The sequence below is a fragment of the Azospirillum sp. Sh1 genome (genome assembly GCF_008365135.1).
Taxonomy (GTDB): Bacteria; Pseudomonadota; Alphaproteobacteria; order Azospirillales; family Azospirillaceae; genus Azospirillum; species Azospirillum oryzae.
On record NZ_VTTK01000029.1, the window covers coordinates 26,293 to 42,769 of the forward strand.

14 protein-coding genes are annotated in these 16,477 nt (G+C 67.6%); 4 read left to right on the forward strand and 10 right to left on the reverse strand.

Annotated elements, in window-relative coordinates:
* Positions 1–2 precede the first annotated feature (2 nt).
* The 4 genes from FZ029_RS23935 to FZ029_RS23950 form a co-directional block, all read right to left on the reverse strand.
* Entirely contained in the window at positions 3–3,116 is a 3,114-nt protein-coding gene (locus tag FZ029_RS23935; protein WP_149272241.1) for an efflux RND transporter permease subunit, read from the reverse strand.
* 4 nt (positions 3,117–3,120) lie between these two features.
* Positions 3,121–4,263 carry an efflux RND transporter periplasmic adaptor subunit gene (locus tag FZ029_RS23940; protein ID WP_149272242.1) on the reverse strand — a complete coding sequence of 381 codons (1,143 nt, stop codon included), beginning with the start codon at positions 4,261–4,263 and terminating at the stop codon, positions 3,121–3,123.
* 103 nt (positions 4,264–4,366) lie between these two features.
* On the reverse strand, positions 4,367–4,714 hold the full coding sequence (locus tag FZ029_RS23945; RefSeq protein WP_149200039.1) for a hypothetical protein: 348 nt from the start codon (positions 4,712–4,714) through the stop codon (positions 4,367–4,369).
* Positions 4,715–4,941: 227 nt separating this feature from the next.
* Positions 4,942–5,796: a glycosyltransferase gene (locus tag FZ029_RS23950; protein WP_247892467.1), complete on the reverse strand. Its 855-nt coding sequence runs from the start codon at positions 5,794–5,796 to the stop codon at positions 4,942–4,944.
* Between the two features lie 412 nt (positions 5,797–6,208).
* Between FZ029_RS23950 and FZ029_RS23955 the strand changes: the two genes are divergently transcribed.
* A complete protein-coding gene (locus FZ029_RS23955; RefSeq protein WP_149272243.1) occupies positions 6,209–6,835 on the forward strand; it encodes an ATP-dependent Clp protease proteolytic subunit in 627 nt (208 codons plus the stop codon).
* Positions 6,836–6,944: 109 nt separating this feature from the next.
* Here the strand turns inward: FZ029_RS23955 and FZ029_RS23960 are convergent, their stop codons facing one another.
* The 3 genes from FZ029_RS23960 to FZ029_RS23970 all read right to left on the reverse strand — a co-directional run bounded on the left by FZ029_RS23960 (position 6,945) and on the right by FZ029_RS23970 (position 9,029).
* A complete protein-coding gene (locus FZ029_RS23960) occupies positions 6,945–7,241 on the reverse strand; it encodes a hypothetical protein (protein WP_149272244.1) in 297 nt (98 codons plus the stop codon).
* Between the two features lie 53 nt (positions 7,242–7,294).
* Positions 7,295–7,738, reverse strand: a complete 444-nt coding sequence (panD, locus tag FZ029_RS23965) for an aspartate 1-decarboxylase (RefSeq protein WP_149200044.1) — start codon at positions 7,736–7,738, stop codon at positions 7,295–7,297.
* A 97-nt stretch (positions 7,739–7,835) separates the two neighbouring features.
* Positions 7,836–9,029 carry an OpgC domain-containing protein gene (locus FZ029_RS23970; protein ID WP_149272245.1) on the reverse strand — a complete coding sequence of 398 codons (1,194 nt, stop codon included), beginning with the start codon at positions 9,027–9,029 and terminating at the stop codon, positions 7,836–7,838.
* Between the two features lie 562 nt (positions 9,030–9,591).
* On the opposite strand from FZ029_RS23970, the gene FZ029_RS23975 reads away from it, so the two are divergent.
* The 3 genes from FZ029_RS23975 to FZ029_RS23985 all read left to right on the forward strand — a co-directional run bounded on the left by FZ029_RS23975 (position 9,592) and on the right by FZ029_RS23985 (position 12,415).
* Positions 9,592–10,431, forward strand: coding sequence for a cytochrome c oxidase assembly protein (locus FZ029_RS23975; RefSeq protein WP_149272246.1), 840 nt, complete (start codon positions 9,592–9,594; stop codon positions 10,429–10,431).
* A gap of 4 nt (positions 10,432–10,435) precedes the next feature.
* Complete coding sequence (locus FZ029_RS23980; protein ID WP_149272247.1) at positions 10,436–11,605, forward strand: c-type cytochrome; 1,170 nt, start codon at positions 10,436–10,438, stop codon at positions 11,603–11,605.
* A 141-nt stretch (positions 11,606–11,746) separates the two neighbouring features.
* Positions 11,747–12,415: a peptidoglycan-binding domain-containing protein gene (locus FZ029_RS23985; RefSeq protein ID WP_149272248.1), complete on the forward strand. Its 669-nt coding sequence runs from the start codon at positions 11,747–11,749 to the stop codon at positions 12,413–12,415.
* A gap of 116 nt (positions 12,416–12,531) precedes the next feature.
* Here the strand turns inward: FZ029_RS23985 and FZ029_RS23990 are convergent, their stop codons facing one another.
* Genes FZ029_RS23990 through coxB form a run of 3 tightly spaced genes read right to left on the reverse strand, consistent with a single transcriptional unit; the run spans position 12,532 to position 16,472 of the window.
* The gene (locus FZ029_RS23990) at positions 12,532–12,894 is read right to left on the reverse strand and encodes a hypothetical protein (protein ID WP_149272249.1); all 363 of its coding nucleotides are present in this window, start codon (positions 12,892–12,894) and stop codon (positions 12,532–12,534) included.
* Positions 12,895–12,906: 12 nt separating this feature from the next.
* Complete coding sequence (gene ctaD, locus FZ029_RS23995) at positions 12,907–15,456, reverse strand: cytochrome c oxidase subunit I (RefSeq protein ID WP_149272250.1); 2,550 nt, start codon at positions 15,454–15,456, stop codon at positions 12,907–12,909.
* Positions 15,453–16,472, reverse strand: coding sequence for a cytochrome c oxidase subunit II (coxB, locus tag FZ029_RS24000; RefSeq protein WP_149272251.1), 1,020 nt, complete (start codon positions 16,470–16,472; stop codon positions 15,453–15,455). Before coxB ends, ctaD begins: the two co-directional genes overlap by 4 nt.
* Positions 16,473–16,477: the final 5 nt, after the last annotated feature.

Here is a 16,477-nt window from a genome sequence, read left to right on the forward strand (position 1 = left end):
CCTCACTCCGCCGGATGGGGCACGCCGTGGGCTGAGCCTCCATCCGCACCCTGCTCCGCAGCCTCATCCTGCATCGGCTTCTTGCGGGCGAGATAGCTGTAGACCGTCGGCACGACGAACAGGGTCAGCAGCGTGCCCAGCGTCATGCCGCCGACGATGACGGCGCCGATGGCCTGCCGGCTTTCCGCACCGGCCCCCTTGGCATAGGCCAGCGGCACGGCACCCAGCACCATGGCGCCGGTGGTCATCAGGATCGGGCGCAGGCGCAGCACGGCCGCCTCCTCCACCGCCTTGCGGATGTCGGTCCCGGCACGCTGGAGCTGGTTGGCGAACTCCACGATCAGGATGCCGTGCTTGGTGATGAGGCCGACCAGGGTGACGAGGCCGATCTGGCTGTAGACGTTCATCGTCCCGCCGCTGAACTGCAGGGCGGCCAGCGCGCCGGTCATCGACAGCGGCACCGTCAGCATGATGACGAAGGGGTCGATGAAGCTTTCGAACTGCGCCGCCAGCACCAGATAGATGAAGGCCAGCGCCAACACGAACACGAAATACAGCCCGGTCGCCGATTCGCGGAATTCGCGGCTCTGGCCGGCATAGTCGGTCTGCGCGGTGGCCGGCAGCACCTTGTTCGCCGCCGCCTGCATCACCGCCAGCGCCTCGCCCAGCGAGGTCCCCGGCGCCAGCGTCGCAGTGATGGTGGCGGAGCGCAGCTTGTTGAAGTGGTTCAACTCCTTCGGCGCCACCCGCTCCTCGACCTTCACCAGATTGGCGAGCGAGATCATCTGCCCCGGCCCGCCCGTCGCGCTGGTGCCGCCGCGGACATAGATGCCGGCGATGTCGTCCGGGTTGCGGCGGTCGACATTGGCGACCTGGACGATCACGTCATACTGCTTGCCGTCCTTCTTGAATCGCGTCACCTGCCGGCCGCCCAGCAGCGTTTCCAGCGTGCGGCCGACGGTGTCGACATCCACCCCCAGATCGGCCGACTTGTCGCGGTCCAGCGACACCCGCAATTCCGGCTTGTTCAGCTTCAGGTCGGTGTCGAGGTTGGTCAGGCCGGGGAAGTTGCGCGCCTCCGCCATCATGGCGTTGACCATCGTCTGCAGTTCCTCGAACGGCAGCGAGGTCTGGATGACGAAGTTGACCGGCTTGTCGATCGGGCTCTGCCCCAGCGAGGGCGGGTTGGTGACGAAGCCCAAAATGCCGGGAATGCCGAACATCTTGGGGAACAGCTGGGCGGTGATCGCCTGCTGCTTCACGTCGCGCTCGTCCCAGTCGATCAGGCGGACGAAGGCGATGCCCTGGTTCACCACGGGGAAGCCGACGACGACGAAGAACTTCTCCAGCACCGGGATCTGGCGGAACAGCGCCTCCATGCGCTGGGCGTAGCCCATGGTGTAGTCGAGCGTCGAGCCTTCCGGCGCGATGGCGATGCCGACGATGGTGCCGCGGTCCTCAACCGGCGACAGCTCCGACTTCAGCCCGGTGAACAGCACATAGCTGGCCGCCGCGACGCCCAGCCCGATCAGCAGCACCAGCGGCCGCGCCCGCAAGGACAGGCGCAGCAGCCGGCGGTAGCCGTTGGTCATCCCCTCCAGAAGACGCTCGATGGCGCGGTACAGCAGGCCGTGCTTGGTCTCGTGCTTCAGCAGCTTGGAGCACATCATCGGCGACAGCGTCAGCGCCACGAAGCCCGACACGATGACGGCTCCGGCCAGCGTCAGCGCGAATTCGGTGAACAGCCGCCCGGTGCGGCCCGTCATGAAGCCGATGGGCGCGTACACCGCCGCCAGCGTGATGGTCATGGCGATGACGGCGAAGCCGATCTCGCGCGATCCCTTCAGCGCCGCCTGGAAGGGGTTCATCCCCTCTTCCACGTAACGGAAGATGTTCTCCAGCATGACGATGGCGTCGTCGACGACGAGGCCGATGGCCAGCACCATCGACAGCAGGGTCAGCGTGTTGATGGAGAAGCCGAAGGCGTACATCAGGGCGAAGCCGCCGATCAGCGACACCGGGATGGTCACCAACGGCACCAGCGTCGCCCGCAGCGAGCGCAGGAAGAAGAAGATGACCAGCACGACCAGGATGATCGCTTCGAAGATCGTGTGGAACACCGCGTCGATCGACTTGGCGATGAAGACGGAGCTGTCGTAACCGACATCCACCCCCATGCCCTCGGGCACCGCCGCGCGGATCTTAGGCAGCGCCTCGTTGACCGCCTTCGACACGTCCAGGGGATTGGCGGTGGATTGCTTCACCACGCCAATGGCGACGGCGCCGCGGCCGTTGAAGCGGGCGCTGACCCGCTCGTCCAGTGCACCAAGTTCCGCCCGGCCGACTTCGCGCAGCCGGACCAGATAGCCCGAATCGTCGCGCAGGATGATGTTCTCGAACTCGGCCGGGGTTCGCAGGTCGGTTTCCGACACCACGGTGAACTCGCGCGCCACGCTTTCGACGCGGCCGGCCGGGATCTCGACGTTCTGCTTGCGCAGCGCATTCTCGACATCCTGCGGCGTCACCCGGTAGGCGGCCATCCGCTGCGGGTCGAGCCACAACCGCATGGCGAAGCGGCGCTCGCCGAAGATGCGGACCTGCGCCACGCCGGGCAGGTTCTGCAGCCGGTCCTTGACGTAGCGGTCGGCGAAGTCCGTCACCTCCAGCGGCGAATGCCGGTCGGAGGAGAAGGCCAGATAGATGATCGGCTGTGCGTCGGCCTCCACCTTGGCGATGACCGGCTCGTCGATCTCCGACGGCAGGGCGGCGCGGACGCGGCCCACCCGGTCGCGCACGTCGCTGGCGGCGACATCGACGTTGCGGTCCAGCCGGAAGCGCAGGGTGATCTGCGACTTCTCCGCCCGGCTGATCGAGGACATCACGTCGATGCCCTCGATGCCGGCGAGGCTGTCCTCCAGCGTCTGGGTGACCTGGCTTTCGATGATCTGGGCCGAGGCGCCCTTGTAGGTCGTCTCCACCGTGACGACCGGCTCGTCGATCTTGGGATATTCGCGCACCGACAGGCGCTGATACGACACGATGCCGATCAGCATCAGGGCGAGGCTCATCACCGTGGCCAGGACGGGACGGCGGACGGAAATGTCGGACAGGACCATGGATTCAGCTCCCGGCCGGCTTGTTCGGAACCACCGCCACCGGCGCGCCGTCGCGGATTTTCAGCTGGCCGGCGGTGACCACCATGTCGCCAGGGGCAAGCCCCTTGGAAATCTCCACCTCCGCATTGCGGCGTTCGCCCAGCGTGACGCGGGTCTGCGCCACCTTGCCGTCCACCACCTTGAAGACATACTGGTCCTTGCCGAAGGCGACGATGGCCTGTTCCGGCACCAGCACCGCGTCGGGCACCGTGGTCAGCGTCAGCGACACCCGCGCGAACAGGCCGGGGCGCAGCGAGCCGTCCGGATTCGGCACGCGGGCGCGGATCGCCAGGGCGCGGCCGTTCACGTCCACCAGCGGGTCGATGGCATAGACGGTGCCGTCGAAGCTGCGCCCGCCGAAGGCATCCACCGCCACCTTCACCGTCTGACCCACCTTCACCGCCGGCAGGAACATCTCCGGCACGCGGAAGTCCAGCTTCAGCGTGTCGATGTCCTCCAGGTTGACGATGTCCTTGCCGGCCTGGACGAAATCGCCGACCGACACCTTGCGCAGCCCCAGCACGCCGTCGAAGGGCGCGGTGATGACCTGCTTGTCGAGCTGCGCCTTGGCCAGTTGCACCGCCGCCTCGTCGGCCAGCAGCTTGGCGGCCGCCTGTTCACGATTGCGCATGGGACCGGTGTTCTGGCGCAGCAACTGGTCGGCGCGCGACAGCTCGGCACGGGAAAAGGCGATGCTCGCCTGCGCCTGGGCCAGCGTGGCGCGGGCGATGGCGTCGTCCAGCCGGACCAGCACGGTGCCCTTGGCGACGCGCTGCCCTTCCTTGAAGGCGATCTCGCTGATGCGTCCGGCGATCTCCGGCCGGATCACCACCGATTCGTTGGACAGCAGCGACCCGACGGCGGTCACCGTCCGCTCCACCATCCCGATGCGGACCGCAACGGCCTCCACCGGCATCGGCGGCGCGCCGCCCGGCGGCTTCGCTCCCCCCGAGGCGCCTCCTGGAGCGGGCGCACCGCCGGACACGGCACCAGTCACCATCGTGGTCAGCCCGGCGACGGTTCCCCCCTGCTTCACGAAATACCAGTAGGCCCCGCCGGCGACAGCCGCCAGGACGAGGAGTGCAGCGATGCGAAGCGTGTGGCGCATGGAACCGGAATCCGGACGGGTTTCGTTCTACCGCAGCGCAACCGAAAGGGGCGCCGGGCAAACTGAACTATATCGTTCAGTTCACATCCGGAGTCGAGAAGGTTCAGCGATCAGAACCGTCCGCCGGTCCGTTTGTGGCGGCCACGTCCTGAGGCCCACCGCTCTCCAGCCGGCCGGCCCGCATCGGCACCGTCCGGCCGCCGCACAGCGTCACCCAGAGATCGGCGGAATCGCCGGCCGCCACCGGGCCGTCGCCGTCCATCCGGCGGACTTCTCCACCCTCCAGATCGAGTCCCGGCGCGCAGCAGGGCGACTCGCCGGCCGCCACCAGGGCACGGACCCGGCCATTCTCGATCCGGATGTCACGAAATCCGTCATGGACCCGCGCGTTCTTCAACCAGAACTTCCCATTGGCGGGGATGCGGGCGAGGCAGCAGGTCGGGGCGTTCATGGAATTTACCCGTGTCCGGTCCGGCTATGTGCGACGCACCAAAACTGACACAAAATGGTAAAGCAAAACCAGCGGGAGCTTGGTCGTCCGTAACGCGGTTCAGCACTTTCTCTGCCGTCGTTCCCGCGAAGGCGGGAATCCAGCCATTTCAGCTTCTCGATTGCGGAGTCTCCTGGATCCCCGCCTGCGCGGGGATGACGCGAAGCCCACTGATTCTGATACGCTTTCTACACCTGGGCTTGGTCATTCAGCGCCAGGAACTCCTGGAAATTGGCGCAGCGGCCGGCCTTGAAGGCGTCCTCATAGGCGGCGTTGCGGGCGCGCTTGGCGGCGATGGCCTGCGTGAAGCGATGGCGCAGTTCCGCATCGCGAATGCCCAGCCCGTCGCCGGCCAGCCGGTCCAGCACATGGCGGTAACAGCGCTCCGCCCGCTCGCCGCTGTCGGCGGAGAAGGTGATGGAGCCGGCGCGCTGGCGATATTCGTAGAAGGGCGTCGCCACCAGCGGCACCGGGCCGGTGGCGTCGAGCACCCGGACATTGAAGACCACGTCGTCGCAGAAATTCACATCCTCGTCCCAGCCCGGCACCAGATCGCGCCGCACCAGCGGAAACATCGGGACGGAGGTCGCCATGAACCCCTCGCCATCCAGCAGGGCCGGGGCCTGTCCATCCTCGAACAGGCGCAGCAGCGGCGTATCGTCCTCGTCACGCACCACCGCGACATTGTCGAAAGCCGCGCCCCGCGCCAGCGCGAGCGGAGCCAGCGCGGACAGCCGGCCGGGGCGGAAACGGTCGTCGGCGTCCAGCGGCGCCACCAGCGCCAGCCGCGCAGCATCCAGCCCGGCATTGCGCGCGGCGGGCGCCCCGGCGCCGATCCGGCCGGTGCTTGCGAAGACCAGCCGCGAATCGTCGATCCCGGCGGCCCGCAGCGTCGGGCGGTAATCGGTACCGTCGTCGCTGACGATCACCGCCTCCCACGCCGTCCAATCCTGGTCCAGCAGGCTCTGCACCGCCCGGACGATGGTGCCGTGGGCATGGTGGGCGGCGATGATGACCGATACGCCCGTTTCGTTCCCGCGCATTCCGCCGCACTCCCCATCCATTCGCGCGGCGGAGTTTGGCTGCGGGCGGCGAATGGCGTCAATGCCGCGCAACCATGCCGCCCGCCGCTCATGCCCGGTTTTGGAACCGCCCCTTACCCGCCGGGGCGCCCCATGGTAGGAAAGGACATCGTGCCGCCCCAACCGGAAGGACGCCCGCGTGTTCGGTGAATGATACAGTGGAACATCTCCGGAAAACTGTTTCACGCCGTTCCATTCGGCCGCGGCCCCACCCTTCGATTTTGGCCTGCCGGACGTTGAACATGAAGGCCGGACGGGCTATGTGGTGAAGCAGGCAAGGCGCATGCGGCAGCGGGACGGCAGCCGGGGGACTTCTCCGGCGGCGTATCCCGGTCCCGATACCCCGCTTCCGATACCAGGGAGAAGAACATCAATGGCGCAGGTCGGATACACCCGGTTCGACGACGAACCTGAAAAGGAACCGGACGAGAAGTCGAAGGAAAGCGCCCAGCCGCAGTTCGCCGCCGTGCAGCAGAGCCTGTACAAGGCGCGTACGGTCCTGATCTTCGGCCAGATCGACATGAAGCTGGCGCAGGTCGTGTCGGCCCAGCTGCTGGCGCTCGCGCATGAGAATGACGACGACATCACCGTCGTGGTCAACTCGCCGGGCGGCCATGTCGAGGCGGGCGACACCATCCACGACATGATCCGCTTCATCAAGCCGCGGGTGAAGATGCTGGGCACGGGCTGGGTCGCCAGCGCCGGCTGCCACATCTATCTGGCGGCGAAGAAGGAAGACCGTTTCTGCCTGCCCAACACCCGCTTCCTAATCCACCAGCCGCTGGGCGGAACGGGCGGCCGGGCGACGGACATCGCCATCGAGGCGAAGGAAATCATCCGCATGCGCGAGCGTCTGAACAAGATCATCGCGCGTGAGACCGGGCAGCCGTACGAAAAGGTCGCCAAGGACACCGATCGCAATTATTGGATGTTCGCCGAAGAGGCGAAGGACTACGGCATCGTCAGCCAGGTCATCAACACGATGGACGAGCTGAAGTAACGGCTTCGTCCATCCAATGAAAAAGGGCACTTTCTCCTTCCCGGAAAAGTGCCCTTTTTCATTTCCGATCACATCCTCTAAGCCGAAAAGATAACGGCAAAACGCTCCCTCAGACCGACACGTCCAGCAGCGACCCGCGCTGGCGGTATCCCTGCGCATTCACCCGGGCGGCGAGCGCGCCGGCAGTGGTGTCGACCGCCTGATTGTTCTGGGTGGCCGTGCGGGTATCGCGGGACTGGTCGGACTTTCCGATGGCCGGGGGCGCGGCCACCGTCTGGGTACGCACCGGCGCCGCCACCTGTTGCGCCGCCTGGACCGCCGGGGACATGGCGATCTGCGCCGCGGGCGTCAGCTGCGGCGTTGGCTTCAGCGTCTGGTAGGACGGTATGGCCGGATTGAATTGCATTCCAAAAATATGCGCCTACCCGGCGCAGGATTCAAGAAGCGCCGCCGTAGCCGTCATTCGGCCGGTTCCAGCGCTTCCGACGGGACGAGGCCGTCACGGATGGCAAAGCCGTAGCGCCCTTCCTCCAGGGCCGTCACATCGTAGTGCAGGGTCCTGGCGATGCTGTTGTCGGCGTTGAAGGTCAGCACGCGCGGCTTCAGCGCCGCGATCTCGGTCGGCTGGCAGTACCAGGACGCGGCGATGATCACTTCGTCGCCGGGCTGGCAACTGCGCGCCGCCGAACCGTTCAGCACACAGGCGCGCGACCCGCGCTCGCCATAGATCACATAGGTGCTGATGCGGGTGCCGGAATTCTTGTTCCAGATTTCGACGAACTCCAGCGGGACGATGCCCACCGCCTCGCAGTGTTCCGGGTCCAGGGTGATGGAGCCCTGATAGTTCAGATTGGCGTCCGTCACGCGGATGCCATGCAGCTTCGCCCGTACCACCTTGATCATCGCCCAGCCCCCCTGGAAAACGGTTCCGCCCGTCGCGCTCGTTTGTAGCGGCAATGATGGAAAGGGCAAGCAGAGTCTCGCTGCACCGCGGGATGTCTCAGGGGGTCTCCGGCAAGGCGGCCCCCGGCTGCGACGGGGTAGGAGAAGAGACGAGCGATGGCGCCTGTTTCGCCATCTGACGGCGGGTCCGCCGCCGCTCCAGAACCATCGCCATCGCCAGCAGCACGGCAATCCCCGCCAGATTGACCGTCAGCACCGTTACGGAGCTCCGCTCGGCCAGCAGCACGGCGGTGCCGGCGATGGACAGCACGACGCCGACGCAGAAGACCGGCAGCGAATGCCGGCCGCAGGCGATCAGCAGCCCGGCGGGGGCGGAGCGCAGCCACCCCGCATCGCGCGGCACCAGCAGCGCCGCCGCACAGGCCAGCGCCAGGAAATGCAGAAGCCGCATCGGCCCCAGCGTGTCCTTGTCGGCCCAGGGAATGCTCTGCTCCGGCAGCCAGCCTTGCAGAGCCGCCGGCGTCAGCGCATGGCCGATGTCCGATGCCGCGAACTTCCACAGCGCCATGCCGACCAGCAGCGCCAGCGACCCGGCCAGCAGCCAGCCTGACTGCGGCAGCCGGACCCGGCCGCTGCGCACCACCAGCGCCAGACTGGTGCCGAGAAAGAACACGCATTGCCAGGCCAGCGGGCTGAAGTTCCAGTCCTCGTCCCACAGGTTGGGGGGAATCAGTCCAGGCATTGCCTGCGCGACCAGATAGAGCACCAGCGACAACGCCACAGCCGCATAGCCGAAACGGGCATAGGTCCACAGGAACAGCGGCGCCAGCGCCACCAACAGGATGTAAAGCGCCAGGATGTCGAAGGCGAAGGGCAGATACATCAGCACCAGATGCCACGCGATGGCGGTCACCGGGGTTTCGAACAGCGGCTCGAAGCTCTCCAGCCGGTTCGACGCCTCCATCGGCAGATCGCCGACATGGACGGCGAGCGCGACGACCAGCGCGCTGACCAGCATGGTCATGATGTTGGCCGTCCACAGTTGCCGGCAACGGCCGAGCGCCTTGCGCTGGCAGGCGGTGAACCCGCTCTCCGCCAGCACCGGACCATAGGCCAGCGCGATGGCGTAGCCGGAGATGAAGACGAAGATCTCGGCGGAATCGGATGGGCCGAAACGGGCGGGCATCAGCTTTGCCAGCGGGTTCCCGCCGACATGGTTGATGAAGATGATCAGAAGGGCCACGCCCTTGAAGAGATCGAGACGTGCGTCGCGTGCCTGACGTTGCTGCATGCAGCCGTGCCTCTCCTGCTGTGGCGGGATCCCCGACGGGACTGATGCCGCCCTGAAGGGGGTCAGCAGACGAATCGCGGTGGCGCCGGACCACCGAAGGTTCGGCACCGCCACGGCGGATGTAGCCCACCATGGACATTTTCGCCGGCCGGGTGTCCAACGCGATGGGGGAATCCTTCCAACGCGGCGCCTGAGGGGAAAAGCGTTAAGCCCTTCTCATGGGGGCTGTGGTAACCACCCCGTTATCGGAGGGGTGCAAGGATAGTCCGGCCACGCTTCAGGCATGCTTGCTCTCCGCCTGGACGGCGCGGAGGCGAACAGCCCCGACAGCACGGCCACGCAGACGGCGGAAAGGGCGCCGCGCGGCGGGGCAAGGCGGCGGGCATGGCGGTCTCCGGCGGCGATTCCGATTGGCCGGTGCGGTTCAACACCCCGGCGGCCGATCGGCTCCCCGCCTTTCGGGTCATTCACCGCCTGAAACGTTGCCTTTTCCGGGAACCTCCCGTCATTCCGGTTATTGGACAGCATGCAAAGTCCCCACCGGAACCCGCGAGGCCGCGCCATGGCGACAGACAGCGTTCCCTTCGTTCCCTACTGCGGTGTCCCGCCGGTGCCGGGCGAGCTGTCGACCGCCTGGAACGGCGATCCGGTGCTGCTGGCCGCCTTTGCCCTGGCCGCGATCGGATTGACGGTGTTGGTGCGCCGGCCGGCCGGCCACGGCGGACATGCCCGTCATCGGTCCATCTGTCTGGCCGCCGGCTGGCTGGTTCTGGGCATCGCCTTCGTCTCCCCGTTGTGCAGCCTGACCTCCGCCCTGTTCTCCGCCCGCGTGGCCCAGCATCTGCTGACCATCCAGGTCGCGGCGCCGCTGTTCGTGCTCGGCTGGCCGGCCGGGACGGTGCGGTGGCCGGAGCCAATGCGCAGGATGGCGAAACCCCTGGGCAAGCCGGAGTTGGCCTGGGGTCTGTTCGGCATCACGCTGTGGGTCTGGCATTTGCCGGGGCCGTACATGGCGGCGCTGGCGAACGGCGCCGTGCTGTGGCTGATGCACGGCACGCTGTTCGCCGGGGCGGTGGCGGCTTGGCGGACCGTCCTGGCCCCGACCGACACCGCCATGCGCCTGCGCGGCCTGCTGGCGGCCTTCGGCACCTCGGTCCATCTGGCGATGCTGGCGGCGCTGCTGATCTTCGCCGGAACGCCGCTGTTTCCATACCACCTGACGACCACCGCACCCTGGGGCCTGTCGCCGCTGGCCGACCAGCAACTGGGCGGCCTGATCATGGGGGTCGTCGGGGCGCTGGCCTATATCGCGCTGGTGCTGGCCGGCGCGGCCCGCTGGCTGCGCCAGGGAGAGGACGGTCAGGGGGACGACGGACAACTCTCCAGCGGAAAGGCCGGTTGAGGGCATGTGGCGGACCCTGAAGACACTCGCCATCGCAGGCGTGGCGGCCGGGATCGGCGGGCTCCTGTTCGCCTGGTCCGGCCTGTACAGCGTGGCGGCGAGCAAGGCGCACTGGACGCCGGTCGAGATGTTCTTCGAAATGGCGATGCGCCGTTCGGTGGAGACGCATGCCGCATCCGTCGGCGAGCCGCCCGACCTGAACGACCCGGCGCTGGTCCGCCGCGGCGCCGGCCATTACGAGGACGGCTGCGCACCCTGCCACGGCGCCCCCGACACGACGCGCAACCCGATCTCCCGCCACATGATGCCGGAGCCGCCCTATTTGCCCGACAAGGTGGCGGAGTGGAAGCCGCAGGAGTTGTATTGGATCACGCTGCACGGCATCAAATATGCCGGCATGCCGGCTTGGCCGGCGCAGCAGCGCAAGGACGAACCCTGGGCGGTTACCGCCTTTCTCCTGCGGCTCAAAGGGATGAGCGCGGAAGAATATCACAGCCTCGCTTTCGGTCGGACGCGGGCCGACGACCATGCCCGGGTGACCGAGCTGACCGGCCCGGCCAGTGGTCCGATGAGCAGAGGTTTGGGAGAGACCCTGCAGGATTGCGCCCGCTGCCATGGTCATGACGGGAACGGCGACAGCATCGGCGCCTTCCCACGGATCGCCGGACAGTCGGCTGAGTATCTGCGGGAGACGCTGCAGGCCTACGCCGACGGCAACCGTTTCAGCGGCATCATGCAGCCGGTGGCGGCCGGATTGGACGATGACGCGATCCGCGCATTGGCCGGGCATTACGCGGCACAAAAGCCAGCAACGGCAACGGTTAAGACCGCCGATCCCGCGCCGGAACTGCTTGAGTCGGGCCGGCGGATCGCGGAGTCCGGCGCCCCGGACGATGGCGTCGCCGCCTGTTCCGGCTGCCATGGGGGAACGGCAGGCGACACCCGGCATGCCCGCGATCCCCGGTATCCGTCCCTGGACGGACAGCATGCGTCGTACCTCGCCGCCCAGTTGCGGCTGTGGCGTGACGGGGCGCGGGGCAACACGGCGCTGTCCCGAATCATGGAGGCCGCCGTCCGCCGCATGACCGACGAACAGATCGATGCAGTGGCGGAGTATTACTCCCGCCGCGCCCCCGAACGCGCCATGGTGAAGGGCGACGACGGAAAATCCTGAAGGGACGTCAGGGAACAAGAAGGCCCGCTGCTGATTGTTCATCACATGACCCAGCTGTCGCTTGCCGTGCGGCAGGACAGTACAGGCCGCACCGGGCGGCGGGTCGCCAACATCGAATCGTAATCGAGAAGGATGGCAACCATGCGTGGGATTTCCAAGATCGTCATGACCGCCACCGCGGCCGGCGCCCTGTTCGCCCTCAGCGCCTGCGGCAGCACCGATACCTCGCGGACGGCGACGGGTGCAGGCACCGGTGCCGTGGCCGGCGCCGTCGTCGGCGGCCCGGTCGGCGCGGTGGTGGGCGGCGTCGGCGGTGCGGTCGCCGGCAACAGCATGGACGAAAGCCTGAGCAAGAAGACCGACCGCGTGACCGACCGCGCCACCCGCGAAGTCCGCGAGGAGGTGTCGGACGATTCGTCCTCCAAGCGCTCGTCCTCCCGTCACGGCATGGCCTCCACCACCAGCATGAGCCATGAGCAGGTGCGCGAGATCCAGCAGGCGCTGAACGACCGCAACGACGGCCGCGACATCACCGTCGACGGCGTCTGGGGCGCCAACACCCGCAGCGCCCTGATGAAGTTCCAGCGCGACAACGGTCTGCGCGCCACCGGCCGCGCCGACCAGCAGACCATGGCCGCGCTGAAGCTGAGCGGCCACACCACGGGCACGTCCGGCAGCACCGGCGGGACCAGCAACACCAACAACATGGGCAACACCGGCACCCCGCGGGGCAACGCGATGCCCAGCGACACCCCGCAGAACCAGACCACCCCGCAGGGCTCGATGGGTCAGACCGGCACCAAGAACTAACCCCGGCTTGACAGCTGACTGAAGGCCGGTCCCCTACGCCGGTTCCGGGACATCGCGACGGCACCTCAGGCCGCCGTGGCGTCCGGGAACCGGCGTAGTTCGTTTGAGGCGCCCCCTCAGCCGCAGGCGGGGACCATCAGGGCGGGCATGCCGACCCACAGGATCGCGACCAGCGCCGCACCCGATCCGGCAATGGCGAACCAGCGGGCGAAGCGGCGCGGGTCGGCGGCGCCCACATGCTTCCCCGGCCCGGCACCGCGCCACGCCTTCACCAGCAGGACCGCGACCCAGCCCAGGGCGAGCAGTGTCGCGATGCCGACCAGCGCCACGGACATTGGAAAGCCCAACAGTTGCGCGTCCTCCGCCCTGCGGGCACAGACCATCCCGTTGATGCCGTAGACCACGCCGAAATGCGCCGCCCAGATCAGGAAGGGCGCCAGCATCCCGATGAAGAAGCCGGGAAAGCTGCGGCTTGCCATGGCGCTCCTCCCTCAGATCGCCAGACGGGGGAACAGGTGCAGAAGCAGCAGGGCGGTTCCACCCTGTGCCGCGCTGTACCATCCCATCAGCATGGTGTTGTCGAAGGTCACCCGCCGCTCAGAATGCAGCAGCCCGGCGGCGGAGCGCGCCAGCGTATAGCCCAGCATCAGCGTCATCACCGCGACGTGGAAGCCCTGCCACGCCACCAGCATATAGGTGATGGCGCCATAGGCGCTGGCCGCACCGACGAGGCCGGTCTGCATCTGCGCAGTGGTGTCCAGCAGGATGCCGCCGACCATCGCCGCCCAGGCCAGGATCAGCCCGAGACGGACCCGGCCATGCCGGTTGCGGTCCACGGCGGAGCGCGCCCAGCCGATGCCCAGCGCCGCCAGCCCCCACAGCGCCAACCCGCCGGCCAGCCAGGGAAGGCCGGGCAATCCGTCCCCATCCGTCGGCCAGACATCCGGGCTGACCGTCCACAGGAACAGATAGGTGAAGATCAGACAGGCGAAGGCGGTGCCGTCCACCAGCAGAAGCACCACCGTGCCCCACCAGCTATGGTTCTTCGGCCCCTGCACATAGACCGGCACGCGCCAGCCGCCGCCGACATCCTGCGGCGGGTGGTCGGCCCCCTTGTCGAGGCCCCACAGCCACCAGATCACCAGCCCGACCGCCAGCACCGCGGGAACCAGGGAAAAATAGTAGAACTTCAGCGTCAGGCAGATGAAATGGGTGGCGGTGAACAGCCCGGCCAGGAAGGGCGCCCAATGCGGCCCCGGCAGCGGCATCAGATATTGCGGCTTCGCCTCGATCGGGCTGGTGACGATGGTCTCCCGCCTGTCGGTGGGCGCGCCGGGCAGGAAATGGGCGCCCTCGCGGACCTCGCGCGGCAGGACGGGATTGTCCCACAGGGGATAAAGGCCGGTGACGTGCGGGATGCTGCGGACGGCGTAAAGCTCGTTGGGCAGCCATTCCAAGGTCCCGGCATTCCACGGGTTGTCGGACGCCTTCTCCCCCCAGCCCAGCGCGCTGCGCGCCATGTCGACCAGAACCAGCAGCACGCCCAGCGCCAGCACGAAGGCGCCCACCGTCGACACCATGTTCAGCAGGTTCCAGCCGAGATCGCCGGGATAGGTGTAGACCCGCCGCGGCATGCCCAGCAGGCCGCTGATGTGCATGGGGAAGAAGGCGACGTTGAAGCCGATGAACATCAGCCAGAAGGCCCCGTTTCCCAACCGCTCCGACAGCAGCCGGCCGTTCAGCGTCGGCCACCAGTGATAAAGCCCGGCGAAGACCGGGAACACCATGCCGCCGATCAGCACGTAATGCAGATGCGCGACGATGAAGTAGCTGTCATGGCCCTGCCAGTCGAAGGGCACCACCGCCACCATCACGCCGGTCAGCCCGCCCAGGACGAAGATGAACAGGAAGCCGAATAGGAAGCGGGTCGCCACCGTCCATTGCACCCGCCCGGCCCCCAGCGTGGCGATCCAGGCGAAGACCTGGATGCCGCTCGGCACCGCCACCGCCATGCTGGCGGCGGAGAAGAAGCTGAGCGACAGCGACGGGATGCCGGTGGCGAACATGTGGTGGACCCACAGCCCGAAACTGAAGAACCCCGTCCCGACCAGCGCCAGCACCACGAAATCGTGGCCGATCAGCGGACGGCGGGCCAGGGTCGGCACCATCATCGACACCAGCCCGGCGGCCGGCAGGAAGATGATGTAGACCTCCGGATGGCCGAAGAACCAGAACAGGTGCTGCCACAGCAGCGGGTCGCCGCCCTTGTCCGCGATGAAGAAGGGCCAGTGGAAGGCGCGTTCTATCTCCAGCAGCGCGGTGGCGACGATCACGGCGGGAAAGGCGAAGATGATCATCCCCGCCATCACCAGCATCGACCACGCATAGATCGGCAGCTTGTCCAGCGTCATGCCGGGCGGGCGCGTGCGCAGGATGCCGACCACGATCTCGATGGCGCCGGCGATGGCCGAGATCTCGATGAAGCCGATGCCGAGCAGCCAGAAATCGGCGTTGATGCCCGGCGAATGCTCGTAACTGGTCAGCGGCGGATACATGAACCAGCCGCCGTCGGGCGCCGCCCCGAAGATCAGCGAGCAGAAGAAGGATATGCCGCCGAAGAAATAGGCCCAGAAGGCGAAGGCCGACAGCCGGGGAAAGGGCAGGTCGCGCGCCGCCAGGAAGGAGGGCAGCAGATAGACGCCGATGGCCTCCACGATCGGCACGGCGAACAGGAACATCATGCCGGTGCCGTGGACGGTGAAGAACTGGTTGTAGGTGTCGTGGTCGAGCAGGTCGTTGTCGGGCACAGCCAGCTGCAGGCGCATCACCAGTGCCAGCACCCCGGCGATCAGGAAGAACAGCAGCGCCGTGGCGATGTACCAGACGCCGACGCTGGAATTGTTCACCGCCGTCAGCCGCGCGATCCCCGGCGGCAGCCGCCAGACGCGGCGCAGCGTCTCCTCCTCCCCCTTGGGGCGCGGGGTAGGGCTCGGAAGGCCGCCGGAGAACTCGTCGCGGGGCTCGTCGGTGCGCAGCGTCATTTCAGGCTCTCCAGCCAGGCGGCCATGGCGTCCAGGGTCTCGCCGTCCATCACGTCGAAGGACGGCATGCGATTCTCGGGCTTGATGTGCTGGGCGCCCTGGATCCAGGCGGCGAGGGTCTCCACCCGTGTCGGCAGCGTCCCGGCGGCGAGCGACGGCCGGGCGCCGACGCGGCTCAGGTCCGGACCGACCAGCCCCGCCGCCTCCGTCCCGCGGATCGCGTGGCAGGACTGGCAGCCGAAGGAGAAGAAGGCGTCGCGGCCACGCGCAAGCTGCGGCGTCTCCGGTTCGGCGGGCGGGCGCCGCTGCGCCGTCATCCAGGCGTCGAACTCGTCCGCCGGCAGGACCCGGATGTCGAAGGCCATCAGCGCATGCTGCGCCCCGCAATATTCGGCGCATTGGCCGCGATAGAGCCCCGGCCGCTGCGCCACGATCGGCAGCCGGTTCACATGGCCGGGGATCATGTCGATCTTGCCGGCGAGGCTCGGCGCCCAGAAGCTGTGGATGACGTCGGCGCTGGCGACCCGCAGTTCCACCTGCCGTCCGGCCGGCAGCACGAGTTCGTTGGCCCCGCGTAGCGGCACCTGCCCCTCCACATGATAGCGGACGTCCCACCACCACATGTAGCCGGTGACCTCGACCACCAGTTCCGGTTTTGGCGTCAGGGTCGCCAGACGGCGGGCCAGCGCGAACTCATGGATCTGGAGCGCCGTCAGCGTGACGAGCGGGAACAGGATGCCGCCGCCGATCACCCAGGCGCGGCGGCCGGGAAACCGCTCCGGCCGGACCAGCGCGGCATAGAGCGCCAGCGCCATCACCAGCACAAAAATCACCCCGGCGCCGATGAACAGGATCCAGTTGGTGGCCAGGATTTCCTGCGCGCTGACGCCGGCGGCATCCAGCGCCGACTGCCGCCCCTCGCATCCGGCCAGAGCGAATCCGGCAAGGGCAAGCGCCGCAATGGGCAAGCCGGGCCGCAGAAAGGCTCTCTCAGTTCGCCGGTTCGCCCGGTTCATGTCAG

Coding starts and splice junctions, on each gene's coding strand:
- FZ029_RS23960 (WP_149272244.1), bottom strand. CDS start 7,241: ATGCAATTCAATCCGGCCATACCGTCCTACCAGACGCTGAAGCCAACG.
- coxB (WP_149272251.1), bottom strand. CDS start 16,472: ATGAACCGGGCGAACCGGCGAACTGAGAGAGCCTTTCTGCGGCCCGGC.
- FZ029_RS23935 (WP_149272241.1), bottom strand. CDS start 3,116: ATGGTCCTGTCCGACATTTCCGTCCGCCGTCCCGTCCTGGCCACGGTG.
- FZ029_RS23950 (WP_247892467.1), bottom strand. CDS start 5,796: ATGCGCGGGAACGAAACGGGCGTATCGGTCATCATCGCCGCCCACCAT.
- FZ029_RS23955 (WP_149272243.1), top strand. CDS start 6,209: ATGGCGCAGGTCGGATACACCCGGTTCGACGACGAACCTGAAAAGGAA.
- FZ029_RS23990 (WP_149272249.1), bottom strand. CDS start 12,894: ATGGCAAGCCGCAGCTTTCCCGGCTTCTTCATCGGGATGCTGGCGCCC.
- FZ029_RS23970 (WP_149272245.1), bottom strand. CDS start 9,029: ATGCAGCAACGTCAGGCACGCGACGCACGTCTCGATCTCTTCAAGGGC.
- FZ029_RS23980 (WP_149272247.1), top strand. CDS start 10,436: ATGTGGCGGACCCTGAAGACACTCGCCATCGCAGGCGTGGCGGCCGGG.
- FZ029_RS23945 (WP_149200039.1), bottom strand. CDS start 4,714: ATGAACGCCCCGACCTGCTGCCTCGCCCGCATCCCCGCCAATGGGAAG.
- FZ029_RS23985 (WP_149272248.1), top strand. CDS start 11,747: ATGCGTGGGATTTCCAAGATCGTCATGACCGCCACCGCGGCCGGCGCC.
- FZ029_RS23940 (WP_149272242.1), bottom strand. CDS start 4,263: ATGCGCCACACGCTTCGCATCGCTGCACTCCTCGTCCTGGCGGCTGTC.
- panD (WP_149200044.1), bottom strand. CDS start 7,738: ATGATCAAGGTGGTACGGGCGAAGCTGCATGGCATCCGCGTGACGGAC.
- FZ029_RS23975 (WP_149272246.1), top strand. CDS start 9,592: ATGGCGACAGACAGCGTTCCCTTCGTTCCCTACTGCGGTGTCCCGCCG.
- ctaD (WP_149272250.1), bottom strand. CDS start 15,456: ATGACGCTGCGCACCGACGAGCCCCGCGACGAGTTCTCCGGCGGCCTT.